The sequence below is a fragment of the Shewanella livingstonensis genome (assembly GCF_003855395.1).
In the GTDB taxonomy this organism is placed as follows: Bacteria; Pseudomonadota; Gammaproteobacteria; order Enterobacterales; family Shewanellaceae; genus Shewanella; species Shewanella livingstonensis.
The window spans coordinates 57402-71719 of the sequence record NZ_CP034015.1; the positions used below are offsets into that span (position 1 = coordinate 57402).

The 14318-nt window shown below is 41.1% G+C and carries 11 protein-coding genes; 8 read left to right on the forward strand and 3 right to left on the reverse strand.

Annotated elements, in window-relative coordinates; translation table 11 throughout:
* Positions 1-137: 137 nt before the first annotated feature.
* From EGC82_RS00270 to EGC82_RS00285, 4 genes are read left to right on the forward strand one after another with little or no spacing between them, the layout of a single operon-like run.
* Positions 138-821 (forward strand): cupredoxin domain-containing protein, encoded by a 684-nt coding sequence (locus tag EGC82_RS00270; protein WP_124728990.1) that lies wholly within the window; start codon positions 138-140, stop codon positions 819-821.
* A 1-nt stretch (position 822) separates the two neighbouring features.
* Entirely contained in the window at positions 823-3153 is a 2331-nt protein-coding gene (locus EGC82_RS00275; protein ID WP_124728991.1) for a putative bifunctional diguanylate cyclase/phosphodiesterase, read from the forward strand.
* Positions 3154-3170: 17 nt separating this feature from the next.
* The gene (locus tag EGC82_RS00280) at positions 3171-3995 is read left to right on the forward strand and encodes a DUF3034 family protein (RefSeq protein ID WP_415837574.1); all 825 of its coding nucleotides are present in this window, start codon (positions 3171-3173) and stop codon (positions 3993-3995) included.
* Complete coding sequence (locus EGC82_RS00285) at positions 3995-4426, forward strand: group I truncated hemoglobin (protein WP_124728993.1); 432 nt, start codon at positions 3995-3997, stop codon at positions 4424-4426. Before EGC82_RS00280 ends, EGC82_RS00285 begins: the two co-directional genes overlap by 1 nt.
* 34 nt (positions 4427-4460) lie before the next feature.
* On the opposite strand, the gene EGC82_RS00290 is transcribed toward EGC82_RS00285, so the two are convergent.
* The gene (locus tag EGC82_RS00290) at positions 4461-5654 is read right to left on the reverse strand and encodes a cyclic di-GMP phosphodiesterase (RefSeq protein WP_124728994.1); all 1194 of its coding nucleotides are present in this window, start codon (positions 5652-5654) and stop codon (positions 4461-4463) included.
* A gap of 385 nt (positions 5655-6039) precedes the next feature.
* On the opposite strand from EGC82_RS00290, the gene EGC82_RS00295 reads away from it, so the two are divergent.
* Both EGC82_RS00295 and EGC82_RS00300 read left to right on the forward strand, forming a co-directional pair.
* The gene (locus EGC82_RS00295) at positions 6040-7398 is read left to right on the forward strand and encodes an isochorismate synthase (RefSeq protein ID WP_415837570.1); all 1359 of its coding nucleotides are present in this window, start codon (positions 6040-6042) and stop codon (positions 7396-7398) included.
* 304 nt (positions 7399-7702) lie between these two features.
* On the forward strand, positions 7703-8383 hold the full coding sequence (locus EGC82_RS00300) for a 7-cyano-7-deazaguanine/7-aminomethyl-7-deazaguanine transporter (RefSeq protein ID WP_124728996.1): 681 nt from the start codon (positions 7703-7705) through the stop codon (positions 8381-8383).
* 577 nt (positions 8384-8960) lie between these two features.
* On the opposite strand, the gene EGC82_RS00305 is transcribed toward EGC82_RS00300, so the two are convergent.
* On the reverse strand, positions 8961-11051 hold the full coding sequence (locus EGC82_RS00305) for a sensor histidine kinase (protein WP_124732520.1): 2091 nt from the start codon (positions 11049-11051) through the stop codon (positions 8961-8963).
* Positions 11052-11107: 56 nt separating this feature from the next.
* Positions 11108-12496, reverse strand: coding sequence for a sigma-54-dependent transcriptional regulator (locus EGC82_RS00310; protein ID WP_124728997.1), 1389 nt, complete (start codon positions 12494-12496; stop codon positions 11108-11110).
* 353 nt (positions 12497-12849) lie between these two features.
* Between EGC82_RS00310 and EGC82_RS00315 the strand changes: the two genes are divergently transcribed.
* Both EGC82_RS00315 and EGC82_RS00320 read left to right on the forward strand, forming a co-directional pair.
* On the forward strand, positions 12850-13614 hold the full coding sequence (locus EGC82_RS00315) for an ABC transporter substrate-binding protein (RefSeq protein WP_415837573.1): 765 nt from the start codon (positions 12850-12852) through the stop codon (positions 13612-13614).
* The gene (locus tag EGC82_RS00320; RefSeq protein ID WP_124728999.1) at positions 13611-14318 is read left to right on the forward strand and encodes an ABC transporter permease; all 708 of its coding nucleotides are present in this window, start codon (positions 13611-13613) and stop codon (positions 14316-14318) included. The genes EGC82_RS00315 and EGC82_RS00320 overlap by 4 nt, the downstream gene beginning before the upstream one ends.

The window sequence follows — 14318 nt, forward strand, 5'->3', positions numbered from 1 at the left end:
ATTTACACCAAAACAAATAATCGCATTTTGCTGTGATGATGATCTATTTTGATCCCTGTAGGTTATGATGTCATATTGCATACATAATTAACCATCACGCGATACTCTTGCGACATTCTTAATAGTGAGGCGAATACATGCCAATAATCAATTTTACGACATGTTTGTTATGGTTAAGTTATTTTATTTCAGCGACCGTCACCGCCGCTACTTTAACGATTAATGTTAACGATACTCAAGGCAATATGCTCAGTGATAGCGTGGTAGAGCTGATACCTGTGTCACTGCCTGAAGTCGCATCGCCACCAACAGAATCGACGTTAGCACACTATGAAATGCGTCAACAAAATCGAATATTCTCTCCTTTTGTATTGGCTGTGCCTCAAGGCGCAAAAGTTGATTTCCCAAATTTAGATCGTACTCGGCATCATGTTTACTCATTTTCTACAGCAAAACAATTTGAACTACAATTGTATGTTGGCGCTACCGGAGACCCTATCTTATTTGATAAATCAGGATTAGTTGCCATCGGCTGTAATATTCATGATTATATGCAGGCTTTTATTTACGTCTCTAAAAGTCCTTATTTCTCGATAAGTAATGAAGTGGGTCAAATGCAGTTAACTGATTTACCTGCAGGTGAATATCAAGTCAATATCTGGCATCCTTGGCAAGTTAACGTTCAGCAGCCATCTTCGCTCACCCTTCAAAATGGTGAAAATCAATTAACCATTAGCATGGACATTGAACGCCAAGACAAACCATCGGCGCCACCTAGCGGCTTTGGAACTTATCACAACGTAAGCGATACCACGGGATAACATGCCAACTAGTTTTCGCAACAGACTGATTATTGCTTTTCTATTTATCTTAACGTTAATGCAGTTAACTACTGCGTTGTTTGTGTTAAGTGCGACTCAACGAGATTATCGTCAACAGCAAACTCAAAATCTTAAGATTGGTTCTAATGTTTTTGTTGAAATGTTGTCGAACCGCAGTGAACAGCTCAGCCAAAGTTTATCTCTGCTCAGCGCAGATTTTGGTTTTAAACGCGCGGTAGCCACTGGCGAGCAAGATACAATATCCTCAGTGTTAGCTAACCATGGTAGGCGTATTAATGCTGATGCAGCTATTTTGCTATCTCCACAGGGAGCATTGCTATCATCAAGTTTACAAGGTCTGACTCAATCCGATATTGATGGATTGTTTTCATTAACCAAAAACCGCTCAACTACTTTTGAAATTGTTAACTATGACCACCGCAGCTACCAATTTGTGTTGCAGCCCGTTAAAGCACCAACATTAATAGCCTGGGTCGGTATGGGTTTTTCGATGGATAAAAACGTCGCTGACCAAGCCAAAACGATTACTGGCATCGATATCAGTTTTATCAACCAGTCCGCCGGCAGAATTGAAATTGTATCCACCCTACCTAAGGCTCAACAACAAGATGTTTTAGCGCGTATTAGCCAACTAGCACAAACTGTTGATGTGGTTAGCGACGACATACCATCAGACTATTTGTCCACCACCATTGCGTTAGATAAAAATAGCGGTCATCAATTAGCGGTATTACATCAGTCAAATGTTAAGTGGCAGCAAAGCTACGATGCCTTACGTACCAAAATGTTAATCGTATTCGCGATAACCTGTTTATTAGCATTCATGATAGCGGCTTGGTTTGCTGGCGGTTTAACCGAACCGATTTATGCGCTAGTTAATTTTGCCCGAAAGGTTGGTCAAGGTGAGAACCCTACGCCAATCAAAGGGGCTCCGGCAGAGTTACAAGTGTTAGCCGACACTCTATCGACAATGCGTGAAAATATTGAATCACGCGAAAATGATTTAGTGTATCAATCGCAGCACGATAACCTCACCGGTTTATATAATCGTGTGGCTGCTAAGCAGCAACTGAGCCTATTGCTAAACAAAATGCATGGCGGCTTAGTGATGATAGATATCAAAAACTTTCGCCACTTGAACAATATTATTGGCTTTGCTAATGCCGACGACCTATTGGTGTTATTTGCCTGTCGCTTACAAAGCCTATCCCCTACAGCTCAACTAATATCACGCTTGGACGGCGACTCATTTTTATTGCTCTTCCAACCTAGTATTAGTACTAAACAGCTTAATAATTATTTACGCCAATTAACTCACCCATTTGCTATTCAAGGGTCAAAAATAACGGTCAACGTACGAGTCGGAATTGTTGACTTATCCCGAGGCTACGACAGTAATGATATCGATACCTTAATTCGCCATGCTGAAATTGCCCTAAATCAGGCCCGAGTTGAATCACTAGGCATTGCAACTTACCAACAAGGCGAAGATGAGCGCTATCTGCGTGAGTTAATGATTATTCGTGATTTACCCATAGCGTTAACCCAGGGCCAATTGCATTTAGTGTTTCAGCCTAAAGTTGATATTCAAGCTAATCATTGCCATGGTGCAGAAACCCTCATCCGTTGGCAGCACCCCGACCTAGGATTTATACCGCCAGATGAGTTTATTCGTTTAGCCGAAAACTCAGGCAATATATCGATGATCAGCGACTGGGTGCTAAATACCACCATTAAGCAGCTTGCAAAATGGCAACAACAAGGCATTTCACTTACGGTAGCAATTAACTTATCTGCACATGACTTAACTAACCCGCAGCTACCATTAGACATTGAACAGCTACTCAAAAGTAATAATTTGCCAATTACCGCCTTGTCGATAGAGGTAACCGAAGGTGCTGTGATGAAAGATGCACAAACGGTTATTGCCGTTTTACAACAATTTAGAAATATCGGTTTGGCAATTGCTATCGACGACTTTGGCACTGGACACTCTTCGTTAGCTTATTTAAAGTTATTACCGGTTAATGAAGTGAAAATCGATCGCAGTTTTATTAAAGATATACATACTGATGCAACTGATTTAATGATTGTCGACAGCAGCATTAGACTGATTAAAGGACTTAACTTATCTGTAGTAGCGGAAGGCGTTGAGTCCGTAGAAGGGATTGATATTCTACGCGAGCTGAATTGCGATATCATCCAGGGTTATGTGTATTCTAAACCATTAAAAGCAGATGATTTTATTGTGTGGTTCCAACAGTTTAATCATTCAAGCATTAATCATCCTAAAAAAGATACGGTGCGCTAATGTATCAACTCATAGGTATGGTATTCTCGGTACTTTTAAGCCTAGTCGTCGCTTCTGCCCAAGCTGATACCAGCAAAGTTATCGCTACTGGCGGCGCGACCACCATTGAGGGTAGTGCAGGCGGTGGCATAGTACCTTGGGCAGTAATTAATGGCTATGCAAGCTCCGATCAATGGTCTTTAACCGCCATGAATACCACCGTTTATGTTGACGACTTTACCTTGCATTCTATTGGGGCATCGTTAAGCATTGATAACCGCTTTGAACTAAGTATAGCTAAACAAACTTTCGACCTAGACACCCTCGGCGGCAAACTCGGCCAAGATATTGTAGGCGTAAAATATAAGCTAGTTGGTGAAGTACTCTACACCGCAATGCCACAAATTAGCTTAGGATTACAGTACAAACGTGTTGACGATTTTGCGTTACCACAAGCTGTTGGTGCAAGAGATGATTGGGGGCTGGATGTGTATTTAGCCGCCAGCAAAGTCTATTTTGATGCCTTTGCTGGTCGTAACTTGGTGACAAACTTAACGCTTAGAGCCACAAAAGCTAACCAAATAGGCTTACTTGGATTTAGCACGGCAACAAACAATGATTACACCTTACAAACTGAAGCCTCTATCGCGGTATTATTAACTGATAACATTGCTCTGGGTTATGAATACAAACAAAAGCCAGATAAGTTAACTTTTGCACAAGAGCAAGATTGGCAGGATATTTTTGTGGCTTGGTTTGTCAATAAACACCTCTCGGTTGTTGGCGCTTATGTTGATTTAGGGAATATTGCCGGATTGAAGCAACAACAAGGCTGGTATTTATCGGTTGAGGGAACGCTGTAATGGTTAATAATATTAAACATCGTTTGATGATACTGAGCGTGCTGTTATTACTGTCTACTGGTTGCGCAAATCAACCTACCAGCCTTTATCAACAGCTAGGCGAAAATGAAGGGATCAGTAAGATTACCGATAATTTTCTCGTCAATTTATCTCAAGACCAACGCATTTTGCATCACTTTGAACAAACTGATATTGATATTTTTCGTCAACGGCTTATTGAGCATTTATGTGTGGTCAGCGGTGGTGAGTGTATTTATCAAGGTGCATCCATGTTCAATGCACATATTGGTTTGCACATTAGCCAGGCGGACTTTGATGCCGTTGTGAGTCATTTGATTGAAGCATTAAAACAACAGCATATTCCTTTAGCAACACGTAATGCATTACTTGCTAAGTTAGCACCAATGTATCAAGACATTATCGAGCATTAGTTGCTGTGAAACCGTTTATACCGCTAATAATCGGTTAGTAAAACGGACTGGGATCAACATCGAGCGATCCAGGTGATACACCGCGCTCAATATGTAACTCCGATTTAACTAAATCAATCATAACGACTTCGGTGTAACGTTTATGCTTAATTGAATAAAAACACTTCACAATGGGATGCAACGCATCACGCCCTTTAGAGTCCCATACTATTCCCACACGTTGATCCGATAACTGCACGATGGAACCAACAGGATAAATGCCCACACAACGAATAAACTCATATACCAGTTTTTGATCGAGATGAAATGGGGTCAAGCTGATGAGTATTTTAAATGCTGCAGCAGGGCTCATGGCTTCTTTGTAGCAACGGGCAGCGGTTAGTGCATCAAAAATATCAACAATACAACTCATACGTCCATGCTGGGGAAGTTGCTCGCCCTTTAAGCCGTTAGGATAGCCTTTACCATCAAGCTTTTCATGGTGCATTAAGCACACATCTTTACTGACTTGTGATAGTCCTTTTGTTTCGTTCATGATTTCCATTGCATAGTATTGATGCAATTTCATGTGTTCAAATTCTTCTGGCGTTAGCTTGCCAGGTTTGTGCAATATTTCGTTATCGACTTGAATTTTACCGATATCATGTAAAATCCCACCTACTGCCATCTGCTTTAACAGTTCACGATCAAGATTGAGGTGTTTGCCAAATGTCACCAGTAAAAAAGCAACATTAATAGAATGTTCGAGTAAATAAGCATCTTTGGTACGTAAAGCAGAGATACACTTAAACGCATCGGCATCGTCCATAACCGACTCAATCATTTTATCGGCGACATCTTCAAATTGATCCACATCGATGGCTTTACCACCGAAGGTTTCGGACATTACTTTTTGGATTAATCCTTTTGCTTCGGCAAGTAATTTTTTAGCTTGTAGCTGCTGAACATCTCGAGTTACCGTGGCTTTACGCATCAGCGGACTACTAGCAGAGCTTGATCTCGGGGCTTTTTTTAAGCCACAATTATCTGACGACCTATCGACATCGACCCACACCAGTGCAATATTATTTTTCTTCAGTTTTGCGATTGCATCACGATGTTTGATTTGGCCAGGGTTACGAATGGCGACTTTATTGAGCTGATGATCTATCGCCGTAACAAACATGCCTAAAGCAAGTTTATCTGTGGGGATTTTGATGACGTTGCTTGATTCAACAGAATCATTCATTGTACAAGTTACTCCAGGAGAGAAAACTAAAAGCGAGATCAAACTTACATATTTTTAACTATATTTTGAACTATATTTTGAACTATATTTTGAACTATTTTACTCAGTTCAGCTAATTTTTACTTCATATGACCATATTAATGTTGATTATGCTTTTAAAGCACCTGAACAATACATATAACCCCACCATTGCAACTTAGGAGGCTATAAGTTTAACAACGGAATTGAATCGCTAAATAATACCCCCGATACTTGTCGAATACAAAAATCACTAACGTAACTGACTATATTAGCAATTCAGATCACACGCTTTAACCTTGCCAATTGACACTGTTTCATCGGTTTATTAACGTTAACCCTCATGCTGTTATACGAGAGGCGCAGATTGACAGGTCACTTTTTTTCATCACAATTTAGCGAATTAATCACTAAGATCGAACAACTGCGCAACATACCGATCTGTGATCCTATTGTGCAACTGTCTGTTAACGCTCCAGCACTGCCATTAATATCGTGGTTAAGTGCTCAAACATTATACCCCAAAGTTTATTGGCACGGCCGTGATAGAAACGAAGATGTCGCCGCCATAGGCTCATGCAAGACGTTTTATTTTGCTGACCAAATCGACGATAATGCTTTAGCACAAATTTATCAGCAACAGCGAAGCAAAACCAATCATCAAGATATTCGTTACTACGGCGGTTTAGCCTTCGATCGTACAGTAGAATGTTGGCCTGAATTTGGTCGTGCACACTTTATATTGCCCAGAATTGAATTACGCCGCAGTGGGAATCACGTTAGGGTATTAGTGAACCTTAATTTTGAAAATGGTGAAACTGAAGCCGAAATCCAAGCTGCACTTGATGCTATAAAAACAGTGCAAAAACCACGTCCCTTATCGCCGCCCAACAAACTCACATTAATGGGTCGGAGTGATTTACCTAATTTTGCCCGCTGGAAGGAATTAGTTGAACAGGTCACCCAAGCTAATTTCATCAAATCGATACCCAAAGTCGTATTATCACGCCACAGCCAAATTGATGTAGATGATAATATTGACCCCTGGACAGTGCTAGCTTGCTGGCAAGGGCGTAATCCAAATAGTTTCCAATTTGGATTCCAATTTAGCCCTGAACGCGCCTTTATATCTTGCTCACCAGAACGATTATACTTACGCCGTCAGCAAGAACTGTTTACTGAAGCATTAGCGGGAACGACGATTAGAGGACTTAATCCAGATGAAGATAATTTATTAGCACAAGCGTTATTAGATGACATTAAAAATAGCCACGAGAACCAATTAGTCAGAGAACATATTGTCGATGTGCTAACGCCATTGAGCCAATATGTAGGTGCTGATGAGCAACCCAAAATTTTTAAGCTTAATCATATTCAACATTTGCACCGCGCTATCCGAGCTCAGTTAAAACCCGGTGTGAGTGATTTTGAATTATTACGGGCTTTGCATCCAACGCCTGCTGTAGGAGGTTTACCACGCGATGCTGCACTGAACTTTATTCGTCAACGAGAAGGTTATGCTAGAGGCTGGTATGCTGGGGCTTGTGGGTATTTAAATCGCCATGAATCAGAGTTCTCTGTCGCAATTAGAAGTGCACTCATAGAGCCTAGAAGAATTAATTTGTTTGCTGGAGCAGGCATTGTAGCAGGCTCAGATCCTGAGGCAGAATGGCAAGAACTGGAAAATAAGTTAGCCACCGTTTTGTCTATTTTGATCGACTTTTAATCTTCCACTACTGTCCATCACCAATGAGGTTAACCTCAGCAAAATCTTTCGCTTGAGCAAAACACATGCTATTATCCGGCCCCCGTGTTTGCCAATACCTTGCTATTGCCTTGAAATAGGCCGGCTAACGGGTGTGCTTAAAGCAAGCACTGCATATAAACTAAAATAATAATATTCTCTATAACAGACATTAGCTTATCTGTTTAACTGCGGCTAAATAGCCTCATTAGCACAAGCAAGTACTGTTAATCAAATTAATAGCGGGTTCCCTCACCCCGTGCTAACCAATTAAAAAGGCCACAATATGTTGACATTAACCCAGGCGAAATATCGCCGAGCACTGATGCTATTAGTCAGTTTTCATATCTTAATTATTTGCGCAAGTAACTACCTTGTTCAATTACCATTCCAGCTATTTAGCTACCACACTACTTGGGGTGCTTTTAGCTTTCCTTTTGTATATTTAGCTACCGACTTAACTGTTAGAGTGTTTGGTCAGCAAGCCGCTAGAAGTATTATTCTCAAAGCCATGGTACCAGCACTTGTGGTGTCGTATTTAGTTGGCGTATTGTTTCATCAAGGTCAATTACAAGCGCTTGACGCCTTAGCCGAGTGGAATAATTTTGTGTTCCGCATTGCCTTTGCCAGCTTCGTGGCATACTTGATTGGCCAACTAATGGACATCACTGTATTTGCTAAATTACGTCAAGCAAAGGCTTGGTGGGTCGCCCCCGCAGCATCAACATTAGTGGGTAACTTAGTCGATACCTTAGTGTTTTTCAGTGTGGCATTTTATGCCTCAAGTGATGTGTTTATGGCAACTCATTGGCCAGAAATAGCCACAGTTGATTACGCCTTTAAATTGATTGTGAGCTTAGGGTTGTTTCTACCCGCATATGGCGTGTTATTGAAAGTTCTGCAAGACAAGATTCTGCTTAATAGTGTTACCGATAATGACGGCGCTATTGTTCAAGTATCTAAATAATCATAATTATCGTTCAGGTAGACAAGTGAAAGCATCGTCGACTTTAATAACTGCGCCGACGATGCTTGACTCATTTAATGTGCTACATGTTTCTCAGGTTCGTGCGGTATAAATCCGCTAAAGAACATGAATATGATCTTTAGCGGATTTATACGAAGATTCCACCGATCGTTGGCCAATGTGTTTACTTTCGAAGTTAATAACAATCATAAACCGTAACCTAATCTTGAAGAAAACTAACCTTTAACACCATTATAAGCGCATCAACATAATCATATTTTATAGCGTTAATTTAAATACAACCACAGAGCAACAAAGCAACGGAATAATTTAACTATAAAAATCAACCGCTAAGCCTTAATTTATAATTAATTGAATGTAAAGATGAGATTTATAACGTTAAACACTTGCAAACGATAATGAGAATGATTACTATTAAGTCGCGTTCCAAAACTCAGCTTAATAATTAGAGACTTCATCACCTTTAATTAGTATTCAGAGTTCGCAAGCACGACATTGCTCACACACTCTTTGTGGCCGGATTAATCATCCGGCTTTTTTTTACCTGTTTTTTGAGTTATTGAATTCTATCGCCAAAATGTAAACCCTCATAAGGCCCAAGTTGCTGATCATCTTTCGCTTTATGATAAAGCCCAATGGTAAATATAGTACCTTTTCCAACCGTCGAGCTCACTTCTATCGTCCCGCCAAGTCGTTTAATAATGCCATAACTCAAAGAGAGACCTAAACCAGTACCATCTTTACGTGTGGTATAAAATGGATCAAAGATACGACTCAAATCTTCTTTCGTTATTCCCATACCTTCATCTTCAACTTCAATTTTAACCCCAATAGCCTTACCATCTTCTAGCCAGTCGTAAGTTCGTAGCCAAATCCGACCTTTGTTCTCTATCGCATGAGCAGCATTCACCATTAAGTTAATCAGTACTTGTAATAGCTGGGGACGATTGACTTCAACAGAGCCTGTAGCGGTGAACTCCTTGATCAGTGTGACTTCTTGCTGCTCAATAGAATGGCGGGCTAATAGCAGCATCTCTTCAACAATTTGAGTCACTGGTTGTAATGTTATAGGTGCGTTGAACTCCCCTGGACGGCTATATTGCAACAGGCTTCGAATAATCGTCGTAATCCGGCCCACTTGCTGGATCACCAATTCAATTTCTTCTTCAACTACCGCAGCATTATCACCAAGTTCATATTTTAATAGCTCCATATTGCCCAAAATAACCGCGGTAGGATTATTAATTTCATGGGCGATACCCGCTATCAGTTCTCCCAATGCGGTGAGTTTTTCGTTAGTAACCAGTTGTTGCCGGGTTGCATGTAATAACGCCACATTACGCTCGAGCTCCTCAGTTTTATCTTGCAAACTGCGGGTACGCTGCTCAACTTTAATTTCAAGTTGCTCTGCAGCGGCTTGAATTTGGGCATTACGCCTTTGTAATAAATCCAACATATTGTCAAATTGCTCAGCTAAATGCGCCAGTTCGTTATCGCCATTGATATCTAATTTACCAATCCTGATGTTGCGCCCTGATTGCACTGCAGTAACCACTTGATGAATATATTCAATTGGCTGTAACAAGCTGTTTGCACCTCGATATACCAGAAAGCCTGAAATCAATAATACGAACACTAAAATGGTGCCCAGCTCGATAATATTGAGTAAATAATTGTGCAGAAAAGGCGATTCAGAAAAACCCGCATATACCATCCCAATCCTTTTACCGCGCACATCTCGTAAAGGCAAATAACCAGAGATATACCAATCATTAAGCACAAAGGCACGATTTATCCAGGTTTGACCTTCAACAAGTACTTGCTGATAAACCTCATCAGACACCAGTGTGCCTAATGCTCGATTGGATTTACTCCTGTCTTTTGGAAATTGTTCCAACGGCACATTGGTGCTAATTCGAATATTATCTAGAAAAAGGGTAACGGTACCGATTGAGCGTTCAGGCAAGGTGCCTTTACCGTAGACGAGATCCCGAATATTATCGACTATGGCGGTATTGCGGTTAAACAACATGCCACCATCTAAATACCAAAACACATTTCCCGAGAGATCAGCTATGGGTAATAAAGTTCGACTTAATAATCCACGAGTCTCGATATTTTGTTGCGGTTGTTTGGCATGCGATGTCGGAACCAGGGTAATTTGAGCCTGAGTTGCTAAACTGGCATTAATTCTTTCAAGACGTTTGGCTGATAATACCATAAAGCCTGAAAAAGCTTTTTGTTGAGTTTGGTGCAACATCATGCGTAAGTCTGGGTCAGCGGCAGCATCTGCGACACTAATTAACCGGAGAAAGTCTAATCCTGACGTTTGTTGTTGCTGTGCTAATAGTATATTTAAGGCATTAATTGCATTGGGGTTCGGTTGTTGTTCCGTGTGTTTTAATAGCCTAAATGCGTGTTGAAAGTCCCATGATGCACTGATTGAATCTAAGCGGTCTTGTTGTCTTTCCTGCACCTGTACTAAAGTGCTATTGGCGACAACTAAGTCTGCCTTTACCTTCATAAACAATTGCTTGCCTGTGTAGATTACATTCCAGTAAATAGTAATAAACACCAAGCTAATCAACGTTAATAAAATAGGCAGCGATGTCAAAAACAAAATACGATAACGTACTTTGGCTTGCATTTGCTGCCAACTAATACCAAAAATCCGGGTAAAAACACCTGTAGAATGCACCACGTTTAGACTTCCTCGAAACCTTGCTCTGGGTGATTAAACCAGTCTTTAAATTTCCGGTCTAAGGTTTTTCGAGACACACCTAAATCGCGTGCTGCGGCGGATTTATTACCATTATGGTTACCAACCACTTTAGTAACATGTTGCTTTTCAACTTCTTTCAATGGCCAGTTTAACGGGTAGCCCATGGCATCGTTAACCGTAACCGACATCGGTTTTTTCCAATATTCCGCAGGAGGTTTACCTAATAAGATACAACGTTCAATCATATTGCGTAGTTCACGAATATTGCCGGGCCAATCATGTTGCTGTAGTACTTGTAGGTCTTCGTGGCTCCAAATAACATCTTTTATGCCTAGCTCTTGTGACAACTGCAAAGTAAAAAAATGAGTCAGTTCAACAACATCATCAGGACGAGAGCGCAGAGATGGAATAACAATATTCAACACATTTAAACGATAAAATAAATCGCGCCTAAAACGCCCCGCTTCAACTTCATCAATCAGTAAACGGTTAGTTGCCGCAATAACGCGCACATTTATATCAATTTCTTTTTCACTTCCAACAGGCCGAATAGCACGCTGCTCAAGTACTCGCAGTAAGGCTGTTTGCATATTCATCGGCATTTCGCCAATTTCATCTAAGAATATAGTGCCGCCAGAAGCATAACTGAATAGCCCTTCTCGATTACCTTTTGCGCCAGTAAACGCGCCCGCAGTATGACCAAACAACTCACTGGCTAATAATTCCGGGGCTATCGCGCCACAGTTAACGGGGACAAAAGCACCACTTCGGCCACTGAGTTGATGTAACTGTCTGGCCACCAGCTCTTTACCGGTACCAGATTCACCTTCAATTAATACCACTGCGTTAGTCGGGGCGATGCGTTCTATGACTTCTTTAACATCACGAATAGCTTCACTGTTGCCGATAATAGTGGATGATTGTCCGTGCGATAATTCTCGCCTAAGCATAAAGTTTTCGCGCTTAAGTAAACGTTTTTCGATACAACGATCGACAGCGGTGACCATTTGCTCTAAGTGAAATGGTTTCATAATAAAGTCAGACGCACCCGCACGTAATGCTTTGATGGCTACATCCATATCAGCATAACCGGTCATAAAAATAATATCGGATTGACGCTCGGGATCATTCAGCGCTTCATGCCACTCGATACCGGAACGGTCGGGTAAGCGAATATCCACAATCAGTAAATCAAAATGACCATGGCTGCGTAACTCTTCTGCTTGAGCAATGGTAGAGGCGGTTTCAACTAGGGCAAACTTTTTTGCCAAGGCTTTCATCAAAAAACTTCTCATACCTGGTTCATCATCAACGATAAGAACTGACATGGTGGTCTTGCTTACTGGGGAAATATGTTCATTTGGACTCATAAATGGACTCTTATGTGGACATTTTGACGCGCTTTACAACACTGTATCACCTAAACCAAATGACTTGGTCACTATGAACCACAGAAAAGTGATCGTGGGACAATTTGTCTAACATAAATGTTTACAGCTTGGGAGCAAGTTCACAGTTTCGATTTTATGCGTGAACTGTATTTGCATTAACACTGCTTGGCATCTAACTTGCTTATTGCATTGGTAATTAAGCAAGATGGCTTAATGTTTTGTACAAGAATTCAGTATGAACATCATGATTATTAATATATCAAGGAGCGGCAATGTTAAAACTCAAAGCAAGCGTTAGTATTCTGTTGGCGGCATCGGTACTCAGCGGAGCAATGTTCAGCCAAAGTGTACTCGCAAATGAAGTGATCAAATTAGCGACCACTACTAGCACTGAAAACTCAGGATTACTGGGTGCGCTGTTACCAAAATTTGAAGCAGAATCAGGCTATAGTGTACAGGTGATTGCTACGGGTACAGGTAAAGCATTGAAGCTGGCAAGTCAGGGAGATGTTGATGTAGTCATGACTCATGCGCCAGAAGCCGAAGCAAAGTTTGTCGCTGACGGTTACGGTATTGAGCCTCGCGGTATTATGGAAAATGATTTCATTGTATTGGGCCCTAAAAATGACCCTGCAGCGGTAAAGTCGAGCAAAGATGCTACCGAAGCATTCAGTAAAATTGCTCATAAGCCAAGCAAATTTGTATCTCGTGGTGATAACTCTGGCACCCATATGAAAGAACTCGCGATTTGGAAAGATGCTAGCGTTACCCCTGATTTTAATGGCTATACTTCTGTTGGCCAAGGCATGGGTAAAACCTTATTGATGGCTAATGAGTTCCAAGCTTATACATTAGCAGATCGCGGTACGTATATTGCTTATAAAACTAAACTAGACCTTAACATTAGTTTTGAAGGCGGTGCTGAGTTGGCTAACCCTTATCAAATTATGTTGATTAACCCAACAAAATACCCAGACCTTAATCATAAAGGTGCCAGAGCGTTAAGCGATTGGTTTATCAGCCCTGCAACACAAACCTTGATTAATAATTATAAAGTGCAAGGAGAGCAATTGTTTAAGGCAACGTATAAAAAATGAGTGACGGCTGGTTAGCCCTATTGCAGCAAGCATTTAGCTTGCTGCTCTCTTTTGACCCTCATGTGTGGGCAATTATTAACATCTCATTTTCGGTGTCTTTTGCCGCATTGTTGATCACTATTTTTCCGTCAATAATGTTAGGCTTTATCCTTGCCTTTAGCCATTTTAGAGGCCGCTGGGTGGTGTTAAATCTTGTGCAAACATTACAGTCTATTCCCACTGTAGTGATCGGTTTATTAGTGTATTTATTGTTAACACGCAATGGTGCTTTAGGTGACTTAAAATGGCTCTTTACCCAAAAAGGGATGATTTTAGGCCAAATGTTAATTTGCGCTCCAGTATTAATCGCCTTGTCGCAGGCTGCTTTTGCCAGTGTGGATCGTAGAGCGTGGGAAACATCGCGCACACTAGGAGCATCATGGCTACGTGCGGTTTGGACCTTATGTCGTGAACTTCGAGGGCCACTGTTGTTAGCGATTATCGCGGCATTTAGCCGTATTTTAACAGAAGTAGGTTGCTCGATGATGGTAGGGGGTAATATTATGAATGTTACCCGTAATATCCCCACCGCTATTGCGCTGGAAACGAGTAAAGGTGATTTTGCGCAAGCTATCGCACTAGGATTAGTGTTATTAATATTAGCAATAGTATTAAACTTTATCTTAGGTTCATTGCGAGGCAAGGCCCTCCCAAGGAGCCACTAG

Bases quoted from the DNA above. Each gene is read 5' to 3' on its own strand.
- EGC82_RS00305 (WP_124732520.1), bottom strand. From the start codon at position 11,051: ATGCAAGCCAAAGTACGTTATCGTATTTTGTTTTTGACATCGCTGCCT.
- EGC82_RS00320 (WP_124728999.1), top strand. From the start codon at position 13,611: ATGAGTGACGGCTGGTTAGCCCTATTGCAGCAAGCATTTAGCTTGCTG.
- EGC82_RS00285 (WP_124728993.1), top strand. From the start codon at position 3,995: ATGGTTAATAATATTAAACATCGTTTGATGATACTGAGCGTGCTGTTA.
- EGC82_RS00310 (WP_124728997.1), bottom strand. From the start codon at position 12,496: ATGAGTCCAAATGAACATATTTCCCCAGTAAGCAAGACCACCATGTCA.
- EGC82_RS00275 (WP_124728991.1), top strand. From the start codon at position 823: ATGCCAACTAGTTTTCGCAACAGACTGATTATTGCTTTTCTATTTATC.
- EGC82_RS00300 (WP_124728996.1), top strand. From the start codon at position 7,703: ATGTTGACATTAACCCAGGCGAAATATCGCCGAGCACTGATGCTATTA.
- EGC82_RS00315 (WP_415837573.1), top strand. From the start codon at position 12,850: ATGTTCAGCCAAAGTGTACTCGCAAATGAAGTGATCAAATTAGCGACC.
- EGC82_RS00280 (WP_415837574.1), top strand. From the start codon at position 3,171: ATGGTATTCTCGGTACTTTTAAGCCTAGTCGTCGCTTCTGCCCAAGCT.
- EGC82_RS00270 (WP_124728990.1), top strand. From the start codon at position 138: ATGCCAATAATCAATTTTACGACATGTTTGTTATGGTTAAGTTATTTT.
- EGC82_RS00290 (WP_124728994.1), bottom strand. From the start codon at position 5,654: ATGAATGATTCTGTTGAATCAAGCAACGTCATCAAAATCCCCACAGAT.